At 74.2% G+C, this 16,169-nt stretch carries 16 protein-coding genes, 7 tRNA genes and 1 pseudogene; 11 read left to right on the top strand and 13 right to left on the bottom strand.

The window, feature by feature from the left end; genetic code table 11:
* Together AVW11_RS28910 and AVW11_RS28915 are read right to left on the bottom strand one after the other, a co-directional pair.
* A pseudogene (locus AVW11_RS28910) lies at positions 1 to 510 on the bottom strand (hypothetical protein); the annotation flags it as partial.
* A complete protein-coding gene (locus AVW11_RS28915) occupies positions 510 to 1,124 on the bottom strand; it encodes a DUF4365 domain-containing protein (RefSeq protein WP_030841686.1) in 615 nt (204 codons plus the stop codon). The gene AVW11_RS28915 and the pseudogene AVW11_RS28910, both read right to left, overlap by 1 nt.
* Positions 1,125 to 1,346: 222 nt before the next feature.
* On the opposite strand from AVW11_RS28915, the gene AVW11_RS28920 reads away from it, so the two are divergent.
* A complete protein-coding gene (locus tag AVW11_RS28920; RefSeq protein ID WP_030841689.1) occupies positions 1,347 to 2,072 on the top strand; it encodes a 3'-5' exonuclease in 726 nt (241 codons plus the stop codon).
* A 69-nt stretch (positions 2,073 to 2,141) separates the two neighbouring features.
* Here AVW11_RS28920 and AVW11_RS28925 read toward each other — a convergent pair.
* Positions 2,142 to 2,213 (bottom strand) — tRNA-Val (locus AVW11_RS28925).
* A gap of 140 nt (positions 2,214 to 2,353) precedes the next feature.
* On the opposite strand from AVW11_RS28925, the gene AVW11_RS28930 reads away from it, so the two are divergent.
* A complete protein-coding gene (locus tag AVW11_RS28930) occupies positions 2,354 to 4,717 on the top strand; it encodes an SCO7613 C-terminal domain-containing membrane protein (RefSeq protein WP_076046487.1) in 2,364 nt (787 codons plus the stop codon).
* 66 nt (positions 4,718 to 4,783) lie between these two features.
* On the opposite strand, the gene AVW11_RS28935 is transcribed toward AVW11_RS28930, so the two are convergent.
* Positions 4,784 to 4,855, bottom strand: a tRNA-Val gene (locus AVW11_RS28935).
* A gap of 46 nt (positions 4,856 to 4,901) precedes the next feature.
* Positions 4,902 to 5,384, bottom strand: coding sequence for a TIGR02611 family protein (locus AVW11_RS28940; RefSeq protein WP_060178524.1), 483 nt, complete (start codon positions 5,382 to 5,384; stop codon positions 4,902 to 4,904).
* 176 nt (positions 5,385 to 5,560) lie between these two features.
* On the opposite strand from AVW11_RS28940, the gene AVW11_RS28945 reads away from it, so the two are divergent.
* Positions 5,561 to 5,974, top strand: coding sequence for an SsgA family sporulation/cell division regulator (locus AVW11_RS28945; protein ID WP_030011909.1), 414 nt, complete (start codon positions 5,561 to 5,563; stop codon positions 5,972 to 5,974).
* A gap of 197 nt (positions 5,975 to 6,171) precedes the next feature.
* Positions 6,172 to 6,792, top strand: coding sequence for a CGNR zinc finger domain-containing protein (locus tag AVW11_RS28950; RefSeq protein ID WP_030841698.1), 621 nt, complete (start codon positions 6,172 to 6,174; stop codon positions 6,790 to 6,792).
* Here AVW11_RS28950 and AVW11_RS28955 read toward each other — a convergent pair.
* Both AVW11_RS28955 and AVW11_RS28960 read right to left on the bottom strand, forming a co-directional pair.
* The gene (locus AVW11_RS28955; protein WP_173675212.1) at positions 6,733 to 6,906 is read right to left on the bottom strand and encodes a hypothetical protein; all 174 of its coding nucleotides are present in this window, start codon (positions 6,904 to 6,906) and stop codon (positions 6,733 to 6,735) included. The genes AVW11_RS28950 and AVW11_RS28955 overlap by 60 nt on opposite strands.
* A 168-nt stretch (positions 6,907 to 7,074) precedes the next feature.
* Positions 7,075 to 7,500: a hypothetical protein gene (locus AVW11_RS28960; RefSeq protein ID WP_060178525.1), complete on the bottom strand. Its 426-nt coding sequence runs from the start codon at positions 7,498 to 7,500 to the stop codon at positions 7,075 to 7,077.
* 181 nt (positions 7,501 to 7,681) lie between these two features.
* Between AVW11_RS28960 and AVW11_RS28965 the strand changes: the two genes are divergently transcribed.
* The gene (locus AVW11_RS28965) at positions 7,682 to 8,176 is read left to right on the top strand and encodes a DsbA family protein (RefSeq protein ID WP_030841703.1); all 495 of its coding nucleotides are present in this window, start codon (positions 7,682 to 7,684) and stop codon (positions 8,174 to 8,176) included.
* A gap of 180 nt (positions 8,177 to 8,356) precedes the next feature.
* On the opposite strand, the gene AVW11_RS28970 is transcribed toward AVW11_RS28965, so the two are convergent.
* The 3 genes from AVW11_RS28970 to AVW11_RS28980 are packed head-to-tail and all read right to left on the bottom strand — an operon-like array spanning position 8,357 to position 11,143.
* Positions 8,357 to 9,199 carry a GNAT family N-acetyltransferase gene (locus AVW11_RS28970; RefSeq protein ID WP_076046488.1) on the bottom strand — a complete coding sequence of 281 codons (843 nt, stop codon included), beginning with the start codon at positions 9,197 to 9,199 and terminating at the stop codon, positions 8,357 to 8,359.
* A 43-nt stretch (positions 9,200 to 9,242) separates the two neighbouring features.
* Positions 9,243 to 10,064 (bottom strand): aminotransferase class IV, encoded by an 822-nt coding sequence (locus AVW11_RS28975; RefSeq protein ID WP_030841711.1) that lies wholly within the window; start codon positions 10,062 to 10,064, stop codon positions 9,243 to 9,245.
* Positions 10,061 to 11,143 carry a chorismate-binding protein gene (locus tag AVW11_RS28980; RefSeq protein WP_030841714.1) on the bottom strand — a complete coding sequence of 361 codons (1,083 nt, stop codon included), beginning with the start codon at positions 11,141 to 11,143 and terminating at the stop codon, positions 10,061 to 10,063. Before AVW11_RS28980 ends, AVW11_RS28975 begins: the two co-directional genes overlap by 4 nt.
* A gap of 180 nt (positions 11,144 to 11,323) precedes the next feature.
* Here AVW11_RS28980 and AVW11_RS28985 point away from each other — a divergent pair.
* The 5 genes from AVW11_RS28985 to AVW11_RS29005 all read left to right on the top strand — a co-directional run bounded on the left by AVW11_RS28985 (position 11,324) and on the right by AVW11_RS29005 (position 11,788).
* A tRNA-Gly gene (locus AVW11_RS28985) sits at positions 11,324 to 11,396 on the top strand.
* 39 nt (positions 11,397 to 11,435) lie between these two features.
* A tRNA-Cys gene (locus AVW11_RS28990) sits at positions 11,436 to 11,509 on the top strand.
* A 1-nt stretch (position 11,510) separates the two neighbouring features.
* Positions 11,511 to 11,582: transfer RNA gene (locus tag AVW11_RS28995), tRNA-Val, on the top strand.
* Between the two features lie 19 nt (positions 11,583 to 11,601).
* Positions 11,602 to 11,673: transfer RNA gene (locus AVW11_RS29000), tRNA-Val, on the top strand.
* Between the two features lie 40 nt (positions 11,674 to 11,713).
* Positions 11,714 to 11,788: transfer RNA gene (locus AVW11_RS29005), tRNA-Val, on the top strand.
* A gap of 213 nt (positions 11,789 to 12,001) precedes the next feature.
* On the opposite strand, the gene AVW11_RS29010 is transcribed toward AVW11_RS29005, so the two are convergent.
* Positions 12,002 to 12,211 carry a hypothetical protein gene (locus tag AVW11_RS29010; protein WP_381625941.1) on the bottom strand — a complete coding sequence of 70 codons (210 nt, stop codon included), beginning with the start codon at positions 12,209 to 12,211 and terminating at the stop codon, positions 12,002 to 12,004.
* A gap of 527 nt (positions 12,212 to 12,738) precedes the next feature.
* Here AVW11_RS29010 and AVW11_RS29015 point away from each other — a divergent pair.
* On the top strand, positions 12,739 to 13,938 hold the full coding sequence (locus AVW11_RS29015) for a serine/threonine-protein kinase (RefSeq protein WP_076046497.1): 1,200 nt from the start codon (positions 12,739 to 12,741) through the stop codon (positions 13,936 to 13,938).
* A gap of 6 nt (positions 13,939 to 13,944) precedes the next feature.
* On the opposite strand, the gene AVW11_RS29020 is transcribed toward AVW11_RS29015, so the two are convergent.
* Together AVW11_RS29020 and cobA are read right to left on the bottom strand one after the other, a co-directional pair.
* Positions 13,945 to 14,751, bottom strand: coding sequence for a TrmH family RNA methyltransferase (locus AVW11_RS29020; protein WP_076046490.1), 807 nt, complete (start codon positions 14,749 to 14,751; stop codon positions 13,945 to 13,947).
* A gap of 42 nt (positions 14,752 to 14,793) precedes the next feature.
* Positions 14,794 to 16,029 (bottom strand): uroporphyrinogen-III C-methyltransferase, encoded by a 1,236-nt coding sequence (gene cobA, locus AVW11_RS29025; protein WP_030841722.1) that lies wholly within the window; start codon positions 16,027 to 16,029, stop codon positions 14,794 to 14,796.
* Positions 16,030 to 16,169 lie beyond the last annotated feature (140 nt).

Here is a 16,169-nt window from a genome sequence, read left to right on the forward strand (position 1 = left end):
CCGGTGGCGGGTGCCGTAGTAGCCGGCCCTCGCCCGGGCCGCGAGCGCCCCCGCCAGCAGCAGCTGCCGGGCGGCCGAGCGCAGTTGCTCCTGCACGGTCCAGGCGGCCTCGCCCTCCAGCCCGTACGCCCCCGGCGGGACCTCCCGCTCCCAGCGGATCTCGTCGCTGGGCACGCTCAGCCCGTAGAGCACCTCGCGCGCGGACGGCAGCGTGCTGCGCGAGAGCGCGGTCAGCGCCTCCTCCAGCAGGTCGGCGCAGTCGGGGAAGGCCCGGTTCTCGGGGACGAGGACGCTGGTGCCGGCGTGACCGGGCGGTGTCCAGCGCCCGTACCGGCCTGCGGCCCCGCCCCGGCGCAGCCAGCCGTGCCGGTGCAGCAGCGCACCGAGCACGGCGGGGTCGACCGTTGCGGGGTCGGGCGCGGCGCAGGAGTGCGGGAAGCCGGGGAAGTGCCCGGGCCCGCCGTGGTCCGGTGGCAGCAGCGGTTCGAGGTTCGACGGGTGCCAGTGCATCAGGGTGTCCCTCCCGACCCGACCCGGGTCATGATCTCGCACAGCGCCCGGTCGTCGAAGATCCGCGCGGTCGGGATCCGTACGGTGGTCCGGCGCCGGCCGGTCACGGGGTGTCCGGCGAGATTGGTCCAGTAGCAGCAGTGCCGCAGGTCGAGCCGGTCGTGTCCGGCGGCGAGCCACTGGTCGCGCTCCCGCGGGACGAGCATCACGACGAGGATCTTGTGGACGGCGACCGGGGTGCGGGCCAGTTTCACCAGGTGCTCGTTGTCGAGGGTGAAGGCGAAGGTGGGTCCCGGCGGCCGGGGCGGTACCTGGTACGTCGCCTTCAACTGCACCTTGACGGTGACCTCGTCGTCGACGACGTGTTCGGGGGCGCCGTGGCTGACGTGCCAGTCGACGCCGTTGTCGGGGAAGGGCTGGGACAGCGAGCAGCCGGCCGCGGCGGCGACGGCGTGCAGGTATCCCACCTGGAGGGTCTCCATGCAGGCGGTGGTGGCGAGTGTGCCGCGCAGCGGTGCGGCCCGCGTCCCGTCCGGTGTGCCTGTACCGGTTCCGGTCTGCGGATCGATCCGCCCCGCCAGCACCCCGCCCGGTTCGGGCTGTGCGAGCGCCATGGCCGGCTCCCCATGCCTTCCGGGCTCTGCCTTCGGTGGGTGGGTGGGTGACGACCGGTCATGTGTACGGTCCCCCACGCTTGTTGTTGCCGCACCCGGGTCGCCGCAAACGGCGTACGGAACAAACAGCCCGGGTATCACCGATTCGGGCAGGGGCGGCACGTTCCGAGGCGGCGGCGCCCGGCTGCACCCCAACTGCCGACCGGGGACGAGGAGTTCGCCATGACACGCTGGTACGAGGGCCCGCTGGCCGCATTCGACACGGAGACCACCGGGGTGGACGTGGAGCAGGACCGGATCGTGTCCGCCGCGCTCATCGTGCAGGAGTGTGCGGGCGGCCGGGTCCGCACGACGCGCTGGCTGGTCAATCCGGGCGTTCCGGTGCCCCCGGGCGCGACGGAAGTGCACGGTCTCACCGACGAGCACCTCCAGCGCCACGGGCGCTGGCCGGCGCCGGTGGTGGAGGAGATAGCCCGTGCGCTCGGGGAGCAGCAGGTCGCGGGCCGGCCGGTGGTGGTGATGAACGCGCCGTTCGACCTGACGCTGCTGGACCGGGAGTTGCGCCGGCACCGGGCGTCGTCGTTGTCGCGGTACCTGGACAACCGGCCGTTGACGGTGCTGGACCCGCGGGTGCTGGACAAGCACCTGGACCGGTACCGCAAGGGCCGCCGGACGCTGACGGACCTGTGCGCGCACTACGGGATCGAGCTGGAGGGCGCGCACGACGCGGCGGCGGACGCGATGGCCTCGCTGGAGCTGGTGCGGGCGGTGGGCCGCCGGTTCGCCTCGCGGCTGGAGCGGCTGACGCCGGCCGAGCTGCACACGCTGCAGGCCGTGTGGCACGCGGCGCAGGCGCGGGGCCTGCAGGCGTGGTTCGCGCGGCAGGGGACCCCGGAGGCGGTGGACCCGCACTGGCCGCTGCGGCCGGACCTGTCGGCGGCCGCGTAGACGTGGGGGCGGCGGGAGGGCCGGACATGCGGAAGGCCGGTCCGTCATCGACGGACCGGCCTGACCCGGTGGGCGATACTGGGATCGAACCAGTGACCCCTTCGGTGTGAACGAAGTGCTCTCCCGCTGAGCTAATCGCCCGGGAACGCACTGAACAATACAGAAGCCCCGGGGCTGGTTCAAACCGCTTCCCCGACCCGGGGGCCGCCCGGTGGTACTCAGTACGTACTTGAGTACCCCCGCCCATGTCCCAACCGGGTGACGGGGGCCACACTCCGCATATGAACTCGCCTCTGCCGCCGGCCGAAGAGCTGGCGCTCATCGACCGTGAGCTGGCCCAACTCGATGCCCGGCGCCTGTACTTGCTGGCCCGCCGGGACTGGCTGCTGCGCCTGCTCCGGCAGTCGGGCACGGCGGCGGCCGGCTGGGGACCCGCCGCCGCCGGCTCGCCGGCCTGGTCCGCCGGCCCCGCCGGCGCTCCGTCCGCTCCTGCGAAGGATGCCTCGGCCCCCGGTGCGCAGAACGTGCTGCTCACCCTGGGCGCGGTGCTGCTGGCCGTGGCCGCGCTGGCGTTCACGCTGGTCAGCTGGGGGTCGATGGGGATCGCCGGGCGCTCGGCGGTGCTGGCCGTGGTGACGGCGGCGGCGCTGGCCGCACCCGTGCCGCTGGTGCGCCGCGGGCTGCGGTCGACGGCGGAGTCGGTGGCCGCCGTGGGTCTGCTGCTGACGGTGCTGGACGCGTACGCGCTGTACGCGGTGGGCATGCCGGACGCCGACGGGACCGGGTACGCGGCGGGCGCGGCGGCGGTGCTGGCGGCGGTGTGGGCCGGGTACGGGTCGGCGCTGCGGACGCTGCGCCTGCCGCTGCCGGCGGCGGTGCTCGCGGCGCAGCTGCCGCTGCCGCTGGCCGCGATCGCCGCGGACGCGGGTGGGACGGGGCTCGGCTGGGCGCTGCTGGTGACGGCCGGGCTGGACGCGGCGCTGGCGTTGCGGGTCCGTGCGGCGGCGGTCCCGGCGGCGGTGCTGGGGGCGGCGGCGCTGCTGATCGGGGCGGCGCAGTCGTGGTCGGCGGGTTCGGCGGGGCAGGCGCTGGCTCCGGCGGCGCTGCTGCTGGCGGGTGCGGCCCTGGGTGTGGCGGCGGCCTGGCGGGAGCCGCGGGCCTGGGCCGCGGCGCTGGTGGGCGCCGTGGCGGCGGTGGTGGCCGTGGCCGGCGTGGCCCGGCCGGAGCTCGAAGCGGGCTGGGCGGTGGTGGCGCACCTGCTGGTGGGTCTGCCGCTGCTGGCGGCGGTACGGGTGCCCGCGCTGCCGGAGGCGGTGCGGCGCGGGTCGGTCCTGGCCGGTGCGGTGGTGGGCGCCCTGGGCGCGCTGGCGGCCGGCGCGGCCGTACTGCCGGTGCTGGTGGCACGGCTGCGGGTGCTGGAGGAGGTGTGGGCGGCGACGACTCCGGCGGCGGCTGCGCACGGTCCGGGGGCGGCGGCCGCGGTTGCCCTGCTGATGGCGGCGGGGGCGGCCTGGTGGCTGTCGCGGGTGTCGGCGCGGCCGGAGGCCGGGGTGTCGGCGGTGGTGCTGGGCTGGGCGGGTCTGTTCACGGCGCCGGTGCTGCTCGGCTTGCCGGGGGCTGCGGTGTTCGCGGCGCAGCTCGCGGTGACGGGCGCGGCGGGGGTCCTCGCCCTGCGGCCCGCTGCGCGGGGGGCCGGGGTCGCGGCGGCCGTGTGCGCGCTGGCGGGGGCCGCGAACGTGTCTGTGGGCGCGCTGGACGGCCGCGCGGCGACGTTCGCGGTCTGGGGGCTGCTGGGCGCCGGCTGTGCGGCGGGAGCGGCGTACGGGCCCGCGGCGCGGTGGGTCCGGTCGGGGGCGGCGGTGTGCGCGGTCGGCTGGGCGACGGGGCTGCTGGTGGCCGCGGCCGCGGTGACCGACCTGGCGGTGGTCTGGTGGGCGCCGCCGGTCCTCGCGGTCGCGGCGCTCGTGGCCGCGCTGGGGCCGCGGCTGGGTGCCGTACGGCTGCCCGTCGAGATCGCGGCGGGTGTGTCGGGGGTGCTGGCGGTGGGCCTGTCCGCGGGGCGGCCCGGGACGCTGGCGCTGGTCCTGGCGCTGGCCGGGGTGGTCTGCGCGGGGGCGGCGGTGCGGCCGGAGCGGCGGGTGCTGGGCTGGGCGGCGGGGGTGCTGTTCGCGGCGGCGACGTGGGTGCGGCTGGTGGAGGCCGGGGTGACGGCGCCGGAGGCGTACACCCTGCCGGTCACCGTGCCGGCGCTCGCGGTGGGCTTCCTGCGGCGCCGCCGGGACGCCGGGGCCTCGTCCTGGACGGCGTACGGGCCGGGGCTGGCGGCGACGCTGGTGCCGAGTCTGCTGGCCGCCTGGGGGGACGCGGGCTGGGTGCGCCCCCTGGCGCTGGGGGCGGCCGCGCTGGCGGTGACCCTGGCGGGCGCGCAGCGGCGGCTCCAGGCCCCGCTGCTGCTGGGCGGCGCGGTGCTGGCGGCGGTGGCCCTGCACGAGCTGGCCCCGTACGTGGTGCAGGTCGCGGGGGCGCTGCCGCGCTGGGTGCCGCCGGCCCTGGCGGGCGTGCTGCTGCTGGCGGTGGGGGCGACCTACGAGAGGCGGCTGGGGGACGCGCGCCGGCTGCGGGCCGCGATCGGGCGGCTGCGGTAGGCGCGGCGGGACGGGGAAAAGCCGGAGGCCCGGAGACGGTGAATGTCTCCGGGCCTCTGGTCCGGGTGGGCGATACTGGGTTCGAACCAGTGACCCCTTCGGTGTGAACGAAGTGCTCTCCCACTGAGCTAATCGCCCGGACGCACCGCAAACATTACCCCATGTCAGCGGTGCTCTTTGACCATCACTGGTCCTTGAGGTCCCAGGGCAGGACGAGCCCGTACTTCCACAGGTAGAAGCCGATCAGGGCGCCCGCGATGACGAGGCCCGCGGTGGTCAGGATGATGTTGCGGCGGCGCACCTTCGGGTCGAGCGCCCTCTGTGCGGCCTCGGTGACCTTGCGCTTGGTCCAGCGCAGCACCAGGTGGGCCCAGGCGAACTCGGTGGCCCAGATCGCCAGGCCCGCGAAGATCGCGACCCAGCCGGGGCCGGGCAGGACGAGCATGGCGACGCCCGCGGCGATCACCGCGAGGCCGACGATGAAGACACCGACCTGCCAGCTGAGGTGCAGGCTCTTGCGGGCCTTGATGAAGGCGGGCGCCTTCGACACGTGCTGCGTTTCCTCCGCGGTCTGCGCGCCGGTCTCCGCGCCGGACTGCGCGGTGGTTCCCGTGGTGGTGTCGCCGGTAGCGGACTCGTTCGTTCCGCGGTCACTCCCCGTATTCATGGGTCGAATCTACCCGAGCGCGAAGCACACGGGAACGACGGTTTGGATCCGCCGTCCGAGGGACCCAGAGGTCCGCAAAACGGTCAGAGGGGTTTACAACGACACCGTAGGTGGCATGTCGATTTCGCCGACGTGCGAATCCCCGAGCGCACACTGAGCGAAAGGCCCTGGCGCTTATGAACACCACGGTCAGCTGCGAGCTGCACCTGCGCCTCGTTGTGTCGAGCGAGTCCTCACTGCCTGTTCCCGCGGGCCTGCGGTATGACACGGCCGACCCCTACGCCGTGCACGCCACCTTCCACACCGGCGCCGAGGAGACGGTCGAATGGGTGTTCGCCCGCGACCTCCTCGCCGAGGGTCTCCACCGGCCCACCGGTACCGGCGACGTCCGCGTCTGGCCCTCCCGCAGTCACGGTCAGGGCGTCGTCTGCATCGCCCTGAGCTCACCGGAGGGAGAAGCGCTTCTCGAAGCACCCGCCCGAGCCCTGGAGTCGTTCCTCAAGCGGACGGACGCCGCGGTTCCACCCGGGACCGAGCACCGGCACTTCGACCTCGACAAGGAGCTCTCCCACATCCTGGCCGAAAGCTGAGCCAGGCTCACAGCCGCTCGACACCGTCCGACTCGGGGCGACGGTGCGGAGCGGACAACCACATACGCGTGCGCCGGCGCTGTCCCCGCGGAAGCCACCCGCGAGGACGGCGCCTGTGTGCTGTGCGGGGACCGGCTATTGTCGGGCGGCATCGGCGCCACGCCCGTCGCCGCAGGCCCGGCCCCCAGGGAGACACCGTGCAGATCCCACACGACACCCGTCGCGCGCTCGACGTCGTCGTCGCGCTGGTGAACACCGCGGCGGAACCGGACCAGCCCGACGGCCTCTCGGACATCGGCGCGCTGCGCGGATTCGTCCAGGAGTACTCGATCAGCGACGTCGGCGAGCTCGGCGCCCGCGACCTGGCCGGCGTGCGCACCGTGCGCTCGAAGTTCGCCCAGGTCTTCGCGGCGCCGAGCGCGCGCGCCGCGTCCGTGCTGATCAACGAGCTCGTGGCGACCGCGGGCACCACCCCGCAGCTGACCGACCACGACGGCTACGACTGGCACGTGCACTACTTCGCGCCGGGCGCGTCGGTGGGCGACCACCTGGCGGCCGACGGCGGCATGGCACTGGCCTTCATCGTCGTCTCCGGCGAGCAGGAGCGGCTGCGCCGCTGCGAGGCCCCCGACTGCCGGCGCGCCTTCGTGGACCTCTCCCGCAACCGCTCGCGGCGCTACTGCGACAGCCGGACCTGCGGGAACCGGCTGCACGTGGCGGCGTACCGGGCCCGCCGCAAGGAGGCCGACGCGGGCCCGTCAGAGCAGGAAGAGATCGTGCACGGCGGCGAGCAGCAGCAGGATCCCGATCACCGCTAGGAAGATCATCAGCGGCGGCTGGGAGAGCGCGAACAGGCAGCCTCGCGGCTCGTCGGCGACGGGGTCGGGTACCGGGACGGGCACCGCGGGGTCACTCTGCGATGTCTCGAACATGTCGCGCCGATGATGGCGCAGCGGGCCGACCCGCACCCCTCAACACGCCAACACGCGCGCGGCAGTTCGCTCGATCTTGTGGACGTACCCCGATCCCGCTCCTCCCCCGGCGCCCGCCGTGCTTCCCGCCCGCCGGCGCCGGCTGCGCGGCGGCCCCGGGGGCGCCGGTCAGATGCCGTGCTTCTTGAGGATGGCCTCGATGTCGGAGAAGTCGTCGGCCGGGGCGGCGGGGGTGGGTCCGGCGGCGCCCAGGGAGGGCTTGGAGGCGGCCGGGGCCACCGCCTCCGGGGACCCTCCCGCCTTCGCCTTCTTCTTCGCGGGCTTCCCGGACCCGCCCAGGCTGCGCCGCTCGACGGCGCGGGTGGTGAAGAGGATCAGCCAGGCCAGCCCCAGCAGTCCGAAGCCGATCCACACGGTCGGGTTGAAGACGATGCCGGTCAGCCACTCCACGACACCCGTCATCACCAGGCCGACCGGTACCAGGGAGTACGCGGCGATCCGCGCGGCGGCCAGGAACCGCCTGCGGTAGGCGCTCACCGCGGCGATGCCCAGGCCCGCCGCGGACACCGCGGAGCAAATGGTCTCGGCAAGCATGCGGTCCTCCGGAATCTTCGAGGGCGGGGCGGTCTGTCCCCGTCCGTCCATCGTGCACCGCCCGCCGCCGCAGCGGCCAGGCACTGAGCCACCTCGTCGCGGATCTCCGGGAGATATCCGGGTCGGGCCTCCTCCCCAGGTCCCGGTCGGCGGGGCGGACCGGGGCTGGGAGACTGTCCGCATGACCGATTCCGTGATCCTCGACGTCTGGTGCGAACTGCAGTGCCCGGACTGCCACCGCGCCCTGGACGACGTCCGCGCCCTGCGGGCCCGCTACGGCGACCGGCTGGACATCCGGCTGCGCCACTTCCCCCTGGAGAAGCACAAGCACGCGTTCGCCGCCGCGCAGGCGGCCGAGGAGGCCGCCGAGCAGGGCCAGGGCTGGCCGTACGCGGAAGCCCTGCTGGCCCGCACCGCGGAGCTCTCCGAGCGGGGCGAGCCGGTGCTGCTGGACGTGGCCCGCGGCCTGGGCCTCGACGTGGAGGAGTTCGACACCGCCCTGATCGACGGCCGGCACATCCTGATCGTCGACGCCGACCAGGCCGAGGGCAAGGCGATCGGCGTCACCGGCACCCCGACGTACGTGATCGGCGGCGAGCGCCTCGACGGCGGCAAGAGCCAGGACGGCCTGCGCGCCCGCATCGAGGAGATCGCCGACCGCCTCCTCGCGGCCTGATCCGTCTCCTGCGCATCCGCCGGGCCGTCCGCGCCGCCGGGAGCCCCCGACCACGCCGGAGCACGGTGGGCTCCCGCGCCCGCGCGACGCGGCACCGGACGGCGCGGCCTCACCGGCAGGATCCGAAAGAGACGGCCTCTGGTGCTGTGGCCGACCCGGTGAACCTTGCCGGTCACAGCACTAGATCAGTTCCTTCGCGGCGTTCACCGCGATGTCCCGGTACCCGAGCGACTCGTAGAGCCGCCGTGCCGGGGTGTTGCCCTCGACCACGTGCAGTCCCAGCCGGCTCCCCCCGGCGGCCAGGACGGTCCGCTCGGCCAGCAGCATGAGGGTGCGCCCGTGGCCCTGCCCGCGGTGTTCGGGCACGACCTTGACGTCGTACACGTAGGGGACGGCGCCCAGGCCCGGCAGTTCGCACTCCCCGATCCACACGGTGCCGAGCCTCTCCCCCGCCGGGGTCTCCAGCAGGAGGAAGTCCGTCCCGGGGGTGTCGGGGCCGTCGGGCAGCATCCTGGCGTGCTCGGCGCGGGAGGCGGCCACGCCCTGCTCCTGCGTCATGCCCGGGGCGACGAGCCTGCGGCCGTACTCCACGATGCCCGGCTCCAGCCAGGCGTCGAACTCCGACCGGGTCATCGGCCGGCCCGTGCTTCCCGCCGGGAGCTCCGGCGGGCGCTGCGGCAGGTCCTTCACCATGACCCGGCCGGTCTCCCGGTAGCCGAGGGCGGCGGCCATCCGCAGCGCAGGTCCGGCGTCGGCGGGCACCGAGACCGCGACCCCGGTGCAGCCCCAGGAGCGCAGCACCTCCTCGGCGGCGAGCGCGGCGACCGTGCCGCGTCCGCGCCGGCGGTCGCCCTCGTCGATCGACAGCCCCCGGATCACGCCGATGCCGGGCTGGGCGGCGGACCGGGTGGCCAGTTCGAGCGTGCCGACCCGGCGGCTGTTGACCCGGACCTCGTAGGCCCGCCGTCGGGTGCCGTCACTGTTTCGCTGAAGCGGCTGCGCGGGCCGCAGAGTGGTGGTCATCACTTCGAGTTCTACCTGCCCGGCGGCTCCGCGTCACCGGTGTTCACGGATCGAGGTCGTCGCCGGCCTTCACCTGGAAGATCCGCATGACCTCGGCGGTGACCGGTCCGGGCCTCGTCCCCAGCTCCCGGCCGTCGAGGCGGACGACCGCCTGCGCGTCGCGCAGCGAGGACGTCAGGAAGACCTCCTCCGCCTGTTCGAGCACCTCGAAGGGCAGGTCGGTCTCCTTGGCGCCGGCCCACTCGACGACGAGGGCCCGGGTGATGCCGGCGAGGCAGCCGGATTCCAGGGGCGGGGTGTGCAGTTCCCCGTCGAGCACGACGAACACGTTGGAGCCGGTGCCCTCGCAGAGCCGGCCCACGGTGTTGGCCAGGAGCGCCTCGGAGGCCCCGGCGCGGTGCGCGGCGGCGAGCGCGACCACGTTCTCCGCGTACGAGGTGGTCTTCAGGCCGGCCACGGCGGAGCGCTCGTTGCGGACCCAGGGCACCGTGACGACGGCGGTGGTGTCCGGGCGGCGGGGGGACGCGGCGACGGCGGCGATCAGCGTGGGTCCGGCGTCGCCGCGGTCGGAGCCGAGCGGGGCGACGCCGCCGGTGTAGGTGAGGCGCAGCCGCCCGTGCTCGACCGGTTCGGCCTCCAGGACGGCGGCGCAGGCGCGGCGCACCTCGTCGAGGTCGGGGTCGGGCAGGCCGAGGCCGCGGGCCGAGCGGGTCAGCCGCGCCAGGTGGCGGGTGAGCGCGAAGGCCCGGCCGCGCTCCGTCTTGAGTGTCTCGAAGACGCCGTCGCCCACGGTGAGCCCGTGGTCGAGGACGGACACGGTCGCGCTGTCGACGTCCCGCAGGGCTCCGTCGAGCCAGATTCTCATGGTGCTGTCCTTCCGGTGGTGCCGTTCGCCCCCTGGGTGCCGCTGGTCCCGCGGCCCGCCGCGACCCGCAGCAGGCGGGCCGCCTTGAGCTCGGTCTCCGCCCACTCCCGGTCGGGGTCGGAACCCCAGGTGATGCCGGCCCCGGTGCCGAAGAGCAGGCGGGGGCCGCCGGGGGCCGCCCGGTCGATCCAGAAGGTGCGGATGCCGACGGCGAGCTCGCCGGTCCCGCGGTCGGCGTCGACCCAGCCGATGCCTCCGCAGTAGGGGCCGCGCGGGGCGGTCTCCAGGGCGTCGATGATCCGCAGGGCGGAGGACTTGGGCGCGCCGGTGACGGATCCGGGCGGGAAGGTCGCGGCGAGCAGTTCGGGCCAGCCGGCCCCGTCGGCCAGTTCGCCGCTCACGGTGGAGACGAGGTGCACGAGGCCGGGGTGCTCCTCGACGGCGCACAGTGCGGGGACGGACACCGAGCCGGTGGCGCAGACCCGGCCGAGGTCGTTGCGTACGAGGTCCACGATCATCACGTTCTCGGCGTGGTCCTTGGGCAGGAGGTCTTCGGCGGTGCGGCCGGTTCCCTTGATCGGTCCGGACTCCACGTGCCGGCCGTCGCGGCGCAGGTACAGCTCGGGTGAGGCGGTGGCGATCTCCACGCCGTGCGCCGCGAGACGAATCGTTCCTGCAAAGGGCGCGGGATTGCCGCGCGCGAGGAGCGCGGTGAGGGCGTCGACGTCGGCGCGGTCCGGGCGCGGCAGCGGCGCGGACATCACCCGGCAGAGGTTGGCCTGGTAGACCTCGCCGGCCGCGATGTGCTCGCGGATGCGGCGCACTCCGGCGACGTACGCGGCCCGGTCGAGGGAGGAGGTCCACCGGTCGGTGTCGGGGCCGTGCCAGGCGCCGGGGACGGGCGCGGGGACGGGGTCGGGCCGCACGTCCCCGAAACGCGCGCAGACGAGGCGCCCTTCGAAGTCGGCGGCCACCGCCCAGAAGCCGGTGGAGTCGAGGGCGGCGGGATCACTGGTGACATCCCGCAGGTCGGTCGCGAGGAGGCCGCCGAAGCGGGCCATGGGGGGCAGGTCGTGCACGGCTGCGAGTCTATGACCGGTGACGCGAGGGCGCCGGTGCGGTGACGGCCGGGTGACCTGTGGTGATCGAGCGGCAGCACGCTGCGGAAACGCGTTTTTGAGCTGGCCCGGGAATCCGCTAGAGTTCAACACGTCGCCAGGGAGCGAAGGGGGAGAACCCCGGAGCGAACACGGTGACCTGCGGACGTAGCTCAGTTGGTAGAGCACCACCTTGCCAAGGTGGATGTCGCGAGTTCGAGTCTCGTCGTCCGCTCGAAGTGGGGGATCTTCCCGAGAACCCCTGCAGCTCCATGGTGGAGTGGCCGAGAGGCGAGGCAACGGCCTGCAAAGCCGTCTACACGGGTTCAAATCCCGTCTCCACCTCCAAGGACGATTAGCTCAGCGGGAGAGCGCTTCCCTGACACGGAAGAGGTCACTGGTTCAATCCCAGTATCGTCCACTGATCCGCAAGGATCCCCGCGCGATTAGCTCAGCGGGAGAGCGCTTCCCTGACACGGAAGAGGTCACTGGTTCAATCCCAGTATCGCGCACGCAGTACACGCACCACCTGCGGTTTCGCACCGCGGTCCCGCGCGATTAGCTCAGCGGGAGAGCGCTTCCCTGACACGGAAGAGGTCACTGGTTCAATCCCAGTATCGCGCACCACCGAAAGCCCCGACCGTATCAGCGGTCGGGGCTTTCGCGTTCCACCACACGGGTGCGGGGCGCCTGTGCGGGCGTCAAAAAGGGTGCTGCCCGTACAACTCCCCAGTCGTACGGGCAGCACCCTTCACCTGCCGTCCGTCGCGCCCCCGTCCCCACGGGGTACGACAGGCCGATGTCCCGGCCCGGGCCGCTCTCCCGGGCCCGGGGCGCCGCTCAGCGCCCCGGCATCATGCCCACGGACGACGCCTGTGCCGCCAGCTGGTCGAACCCTCCGAAGAGGAAGAGCAGCAGGGCGGCCAGGGGGAGCACCATGGCCGCGGCCACCAGTGGGTGGCGGGTGCCGGACTCATGGCTGTTGAACGCGAATGCCTTGCGTCCCTGCCGTGCGATGTCCGCCATGGTCCTCTCCCTGTCGTCTGGCAGCGGCGGGCTCTTGACCTCGGGGGACGAGTGCATCACCCGCCGCTTGACTTCAACACTAGGCGGGCGGACGGCCGCCGGCCTCATGCCCTCGTACCCATTGCCGGGCCTCCAGGAGGATGAGGGCGACCGTGCCGTGTACTCCCCTGGGTGGAGACCGTCCCCCTTGCGTCGGGGTCATCCCGGAGGGGATGACCGGAGGGTAGTGACTTCCCTCACTTTCGTCACTCCCTGTTCATGCGTGTCCGCCGGGCGGGCACCGGCAAGATCGACTCGGGTCGCGGGGGCGCCGGTGCGCGCTCCGGCGCACTCCGACCTGCGCCGGAGCTCCAATCCCCTTGCCCGAAGGGCCGTTTGGGCCTGCGGCCGGCGCCCTCGGGACCGGCGGGCGGGTTCCCTGAGGCTCCCTCAAGTGTGCTGTGCCGCACTGACGATCGAATCCCGTGACGAGGGCGCGGCCTCTGAGCACGCATGCCGGATGGTCCGTAAGCTGTGGCACGTCAACAGGACGACCGGTCAGCGGGGTGGACATGGCGATGATGCGGCTCCGGCGCGAGGACCCGCGTGTCGTCGGCTCGTTCAGACTGCACCGCAGGCTCGGGGCCGGCGGCATGGGCGTGGTCTACCTGGGATCGGACCGGCGCGGGCAGCGCGTCGCGCTCAAGGTCATCCGGCCGGACCTGGCCGAGGACCAGGAGTTCCGCTCGCGGTTCGCGCGCGAGGTGTCCGCGGCCCGGCGGATCCGGGGCGGGTGCACGGCGCGGCTGGTCGCCGCGGACCTGGAGGCCGAGCGGCCGTGGTTCGCCACCCAGTACGTGCCCGGCCCCTCCCTGCACGACAAGGTGGCCGAGGACGGCCCCCTGACGGCCGCGCAGATCGCCGCCGTCGGCGCCGCGCTCTCCGAGGGGCTGGTCGCCGTCCACGAGGCCGGCGTCGTCCACCGGGACCTCAAGCCCTCGAACATCCTCCTGTCCCCCAAGGGCCCCCGGATCATCGACTTCGGGATCGCCTGGGCCACCGGCGCGAGCACCCTCACCCATGTGGGCACGGCCGTCGGCTCCCCCGGTTTCCTCGCGCCCGAGCAGGTGCGCGGCGCCGCCGTCACCCCGGCCACGGACGTCTTCGCGCTCGGCGCCACCCTGGCCTACGCGGCCACCGCCGACTCGCCCTTCGGGCACGGCAGTTCCGAGGTCATGCTGTACCGCGTGGTGCACGAGGAGCCGCACCTGCAGGGGGTCCCGGACGCGCTGGCGCCCCTGGTACAGGCCTGCCTGGCCAAGGACCCCGAGGAGCGGCCCAGCACGCTCCAGCTGTCGATGCGGCTCAAGGAGATCGCGGCCCGCGAGGCGCAGGGGCTGTCGGACGGCCGCCCGCCGGCGCAGCGGGCGCGGACCGAGCGGGCCACGGGAAGGCTGCCCGAGGGGGCGCCGGACCACGCGGAGCAGCGTGCGGAGCGCCGTACGGGCGGCGGCGCCTCCAGGGTGCAGGGCGGCTCGCCGGGCGGCCCGCACTCACGGCCCTCCTCCTCGCGCAACCCGCGCGGTCCCGGCGGCGGCCCCACCTCCCGGCCGACCGCGGGGCGTACGGGCGGCCGCCCGGCGCCCAGGACGACGGGGGCCGGGCGTCGGCCCTCGCGGCCGGACCCGAGGCTGATGCGCCAGCGCCTGATCGTGTTCATCGTGGTCACGCTGATCGTGGCGCTGGGCATCGCCGCCGCCCAGAAGCTGTAGCGCGCGCTACCCCTGCGCCACCGCGTAGAAGGCGACCGCGGCGGCTGCGCCCACGTTCAGCGAGTCCACGCCGTGGGCCATGGGGATGCGCACCCATTCGTCCGCGGCGACCAGTGCCTGCGTGGACAGGCCGTCGCCCTCGGCGCCGAGCATCAGCGCGACCCGCTCCAGGGACTGCGGCGCGGCCACGTCGATCGGGCTCGCCTTCTCGTGCGGGGTCAGCGCGAGCAGCTTGAAGCCGGCCTCGCGCACCGAGTCCAGGCTCTTGGGCCAGGCCTCCAGGCGGGCGTAGGGGACGGAGAACACCGCACCCATGGAGACCTTCACCGAGCGCCGGTAGAGCGGGTCGGCGCAGTCGGGCGACAGCAGCACCGCGTCCATGCCGAGGGCGGCGGCGCTGCGGAAGATGGCCCCGATGTTGGTGTGGTCGTTGACCGCCTCCATGACGACCACGCGGCGGGTCGCGGCGAGGAGTTCCCCGGCCGTGGGCAGCGGCTTGCGCTGCATGGAGGCGAGCGCCCCGCGGTGCACGTGGTAGCCGGTGACCCGTTCGGCGAGGTCGGGGCTGACGGCGTAGACCGGTGCCGGGATCTCGTCGATGACGTCGCGCATGACGTCGACCCACTTGGCGGAGAGCAGCATCGAGCGCATCTCGTAACCGGCGTCCTTGGCCCGTCTGATGACCTTCTCGCCCTCGGCGATGAAGAGGCCTTCCGCGGGCTCGCGCCTGCGCCGCAGTTCGACGTCGGTCAGGCCCGTGTAGTCGCGCAGGCGGGGGTCGTCGGGGTCGGTGATGGTGATGAGATCAGCCACAGGGTGATACTGCCTTGTCCTGGGTGCGGTGCCAACGGCCTGTCAGGCGCTGGTGGTGGGAACGTCCGGGGTCCCGACGCGGACGACCTCGCCGATGACGATGACCGCGGGCGGGCGGACCTCCTGGGCGCGGACCGTCTCGCCGACCGTGGCGAGGGTGGCGTCCACGCGGCGCTGGGCGGCGGTGGTGCCCTCCTGGACGACCGCGACCGGGGTGTCCGCGGCGCGGCCGTGCCGGACGAGCGCCTCGGCGATCAGGCCGATCTTGTCGACGCCCATGAGGATCACCAGGGTGCCGGTGAGCTTGGCGAGGGAGGCCCAGTCCACGAGGGAGCGCGGGTCGTCGGGGCCGACGTGGCCGCTGACGACGGTGAACTCGTGGGCGACCCCGCGGTGGGTGACCGGGATGCCGACGGCGCCGGGGACGGAGATGGAGCTGGAGATGCCGGGGACGACGGTGCAGGCGATGCCGGCCTCGGCGAGGGCCTGGAGCTCCTCCATGCCGCGGCCGAAGACGTAGGGGTCCCCGCCCTTGAGCCGGACCACGGCCTTGCCGGCCTTGGCGTGCTCGATCAGCGCGTTGTTGATGGCCTCCTGGGCCATGTACCGGCCGTACGGGATCTTCGCGGCGTCGATGACCTCGACGTGCGGGGGAAGCTCGTCGAGCAGGTCGCGGGGGCCGAGCCGGTCGGCGATGACCACGTCGGCCTCGGCGAGGAGGCGGCGGCCGCGGACGGTGATCAGGTCGGGGTCGCCGGGGCCGCCGCCGACGAGGGCGACGCCGGGGGTGGACTTGTGGCGGTGGCCGGGGGCGGCGAGGCTGCCGTCGCGCAGGCCCTCGACCACGGCGTCCCGGACGGCGGCGGAGCGGCGCGGGTCGTTGCCCGTCAGCACGGCGACGGTGACGCCCTCGATGCGGCCGGTGGCCGGGGTCCAGGCGGTGGCCGCGGAGGCGTCGTCGGCGCGGACGCACCAGACGCGCTCGCGCTCGGCCTCGGCGGAGGCCTGCTCGTTGACGTCGCGGTGCTGGGTGGCGATGAGGGCGTACCAGGCGCCGGCGAGGTCGCCGTCCTGGTAGCGGCGGCGCTCCCAGCGGATCTCGCCGGTCTCGGCCATGGCGTCCACGGAGGGGGTGGCGGAGGGCGAGACGAGCAGGACGTCGGCGCCGGCCGCGATGAGCGCGGGGAGGCGGCGCTGGGCGACCTGGCCCCCGCCGATGACGACGACGCGGCGGCCGGCGAGGCGGAGTCCTACGGGGTAGGCGGGAGTGTCGGCCATGGCAGTGCGGCTCCTGATGCGGCAGTCGTTCTGTCGTGCCGCTGCGGCTTTGGAGCGGCGGGATTGCTGACGTGCGGTGATGCGGTGCGGGTCCACCATACGGCGCGGGCCGTCCCGAGGTGCGGACGGGGGCTGCGCCC

Origin of the sequence: Streptomyces amritsarensis (assembly GCF_001953875.1) — a bacterium.
Taxonomy (GTDB): domain Bacteria; phylum Actinomycetota; class Actinomycetes; order Streptomycetales; family Streptomycetaceae; genus Streptomyces; species Streptomyces amritsarensis.

Coding starts and splice junctions, on each gene's coding strand:
- AVW11_RS28915 (WP_030841686.1), bottom strand. CDS start 1,124: ATGGCGCTCGCACAGCCCGAACCGGGCGGGGTGCTGGCGGGGCGGATC.
- AVW11_RS28920 (WP_030841689.1), top strand. CDS start 1,347: ATGACACGCTGGTACGAGGGCCCGCTGGCCGCATTCGACACGGAGACC.
- AVW11_RS28930 (WP_076046487.1), top strand. CDS start 2,354: ATGAACTCGCCTCTGCCGCCGGCCGAAGAGCTGGCGCTCATCGACCGT.
- AVW11_RS28940 (WP_060178524.1), bottom strand. CDS start 5,384: ATGAATACGGGGAGTGACCGCGGAACGAACGAGTCCGCTACCGGCGAC.
- AVW11_RS28945 (WP_030011909.1), top strand. CDS start 5,561: ATGAACACCACGGTCAGCTGCGAGCTGCACCTGCGCCTCGTTGTGTCG.
- AVW11_RS28955 (WP_173675212.1), bottom strand. CDS start 6,906: ATGTTCGAGACATCGCAGAGTGACCCCGCGGTGCCCGTCCCGGTACCC.
- AVW11_RS28960 (WP_060178525.1), bottom strand. CDS start 7,500: ATGCTTGCCGAGACCATTTGCTCCGCGGTGTCCGCGGCGGGCCTGGGC.
- AVW11_RS28965 (WP_030841703.1), top strand. CDS start 7,682: ATGACCGATTCCGTGATCCTCGACGTCTGGTGCGAACTGCAGTGCCCG.
- AVW11_RS28970 (WP_076046488.1), bottom strand. CDS start 9,199: ATGACCACCACTCTGCGGCCCGCGCAGCCGCTTCAGCGAAACAGTGAC.
- AVW11_RS28975 (WP_030841711.1), bottom strand. CDS start 10,064: ATGAGAATCTGGCTCGACGGAGCCCTGCGGGACGTCGACAGCGCGACC.
- AVW11_RS29015 (WP_076046497.1), top strand. CDS start 12,739: ATGGCGATGATGCGGCTCCGGCGCGAGGACCCGCGTGTCGTCGGCTCG.
- cobA (WP_030841722.1), bottom strand. CDS start 16,029: ATGGCCGACACTCCCGCCTACCCCGTAGGACTCCGCCTCGCCGGCCGC.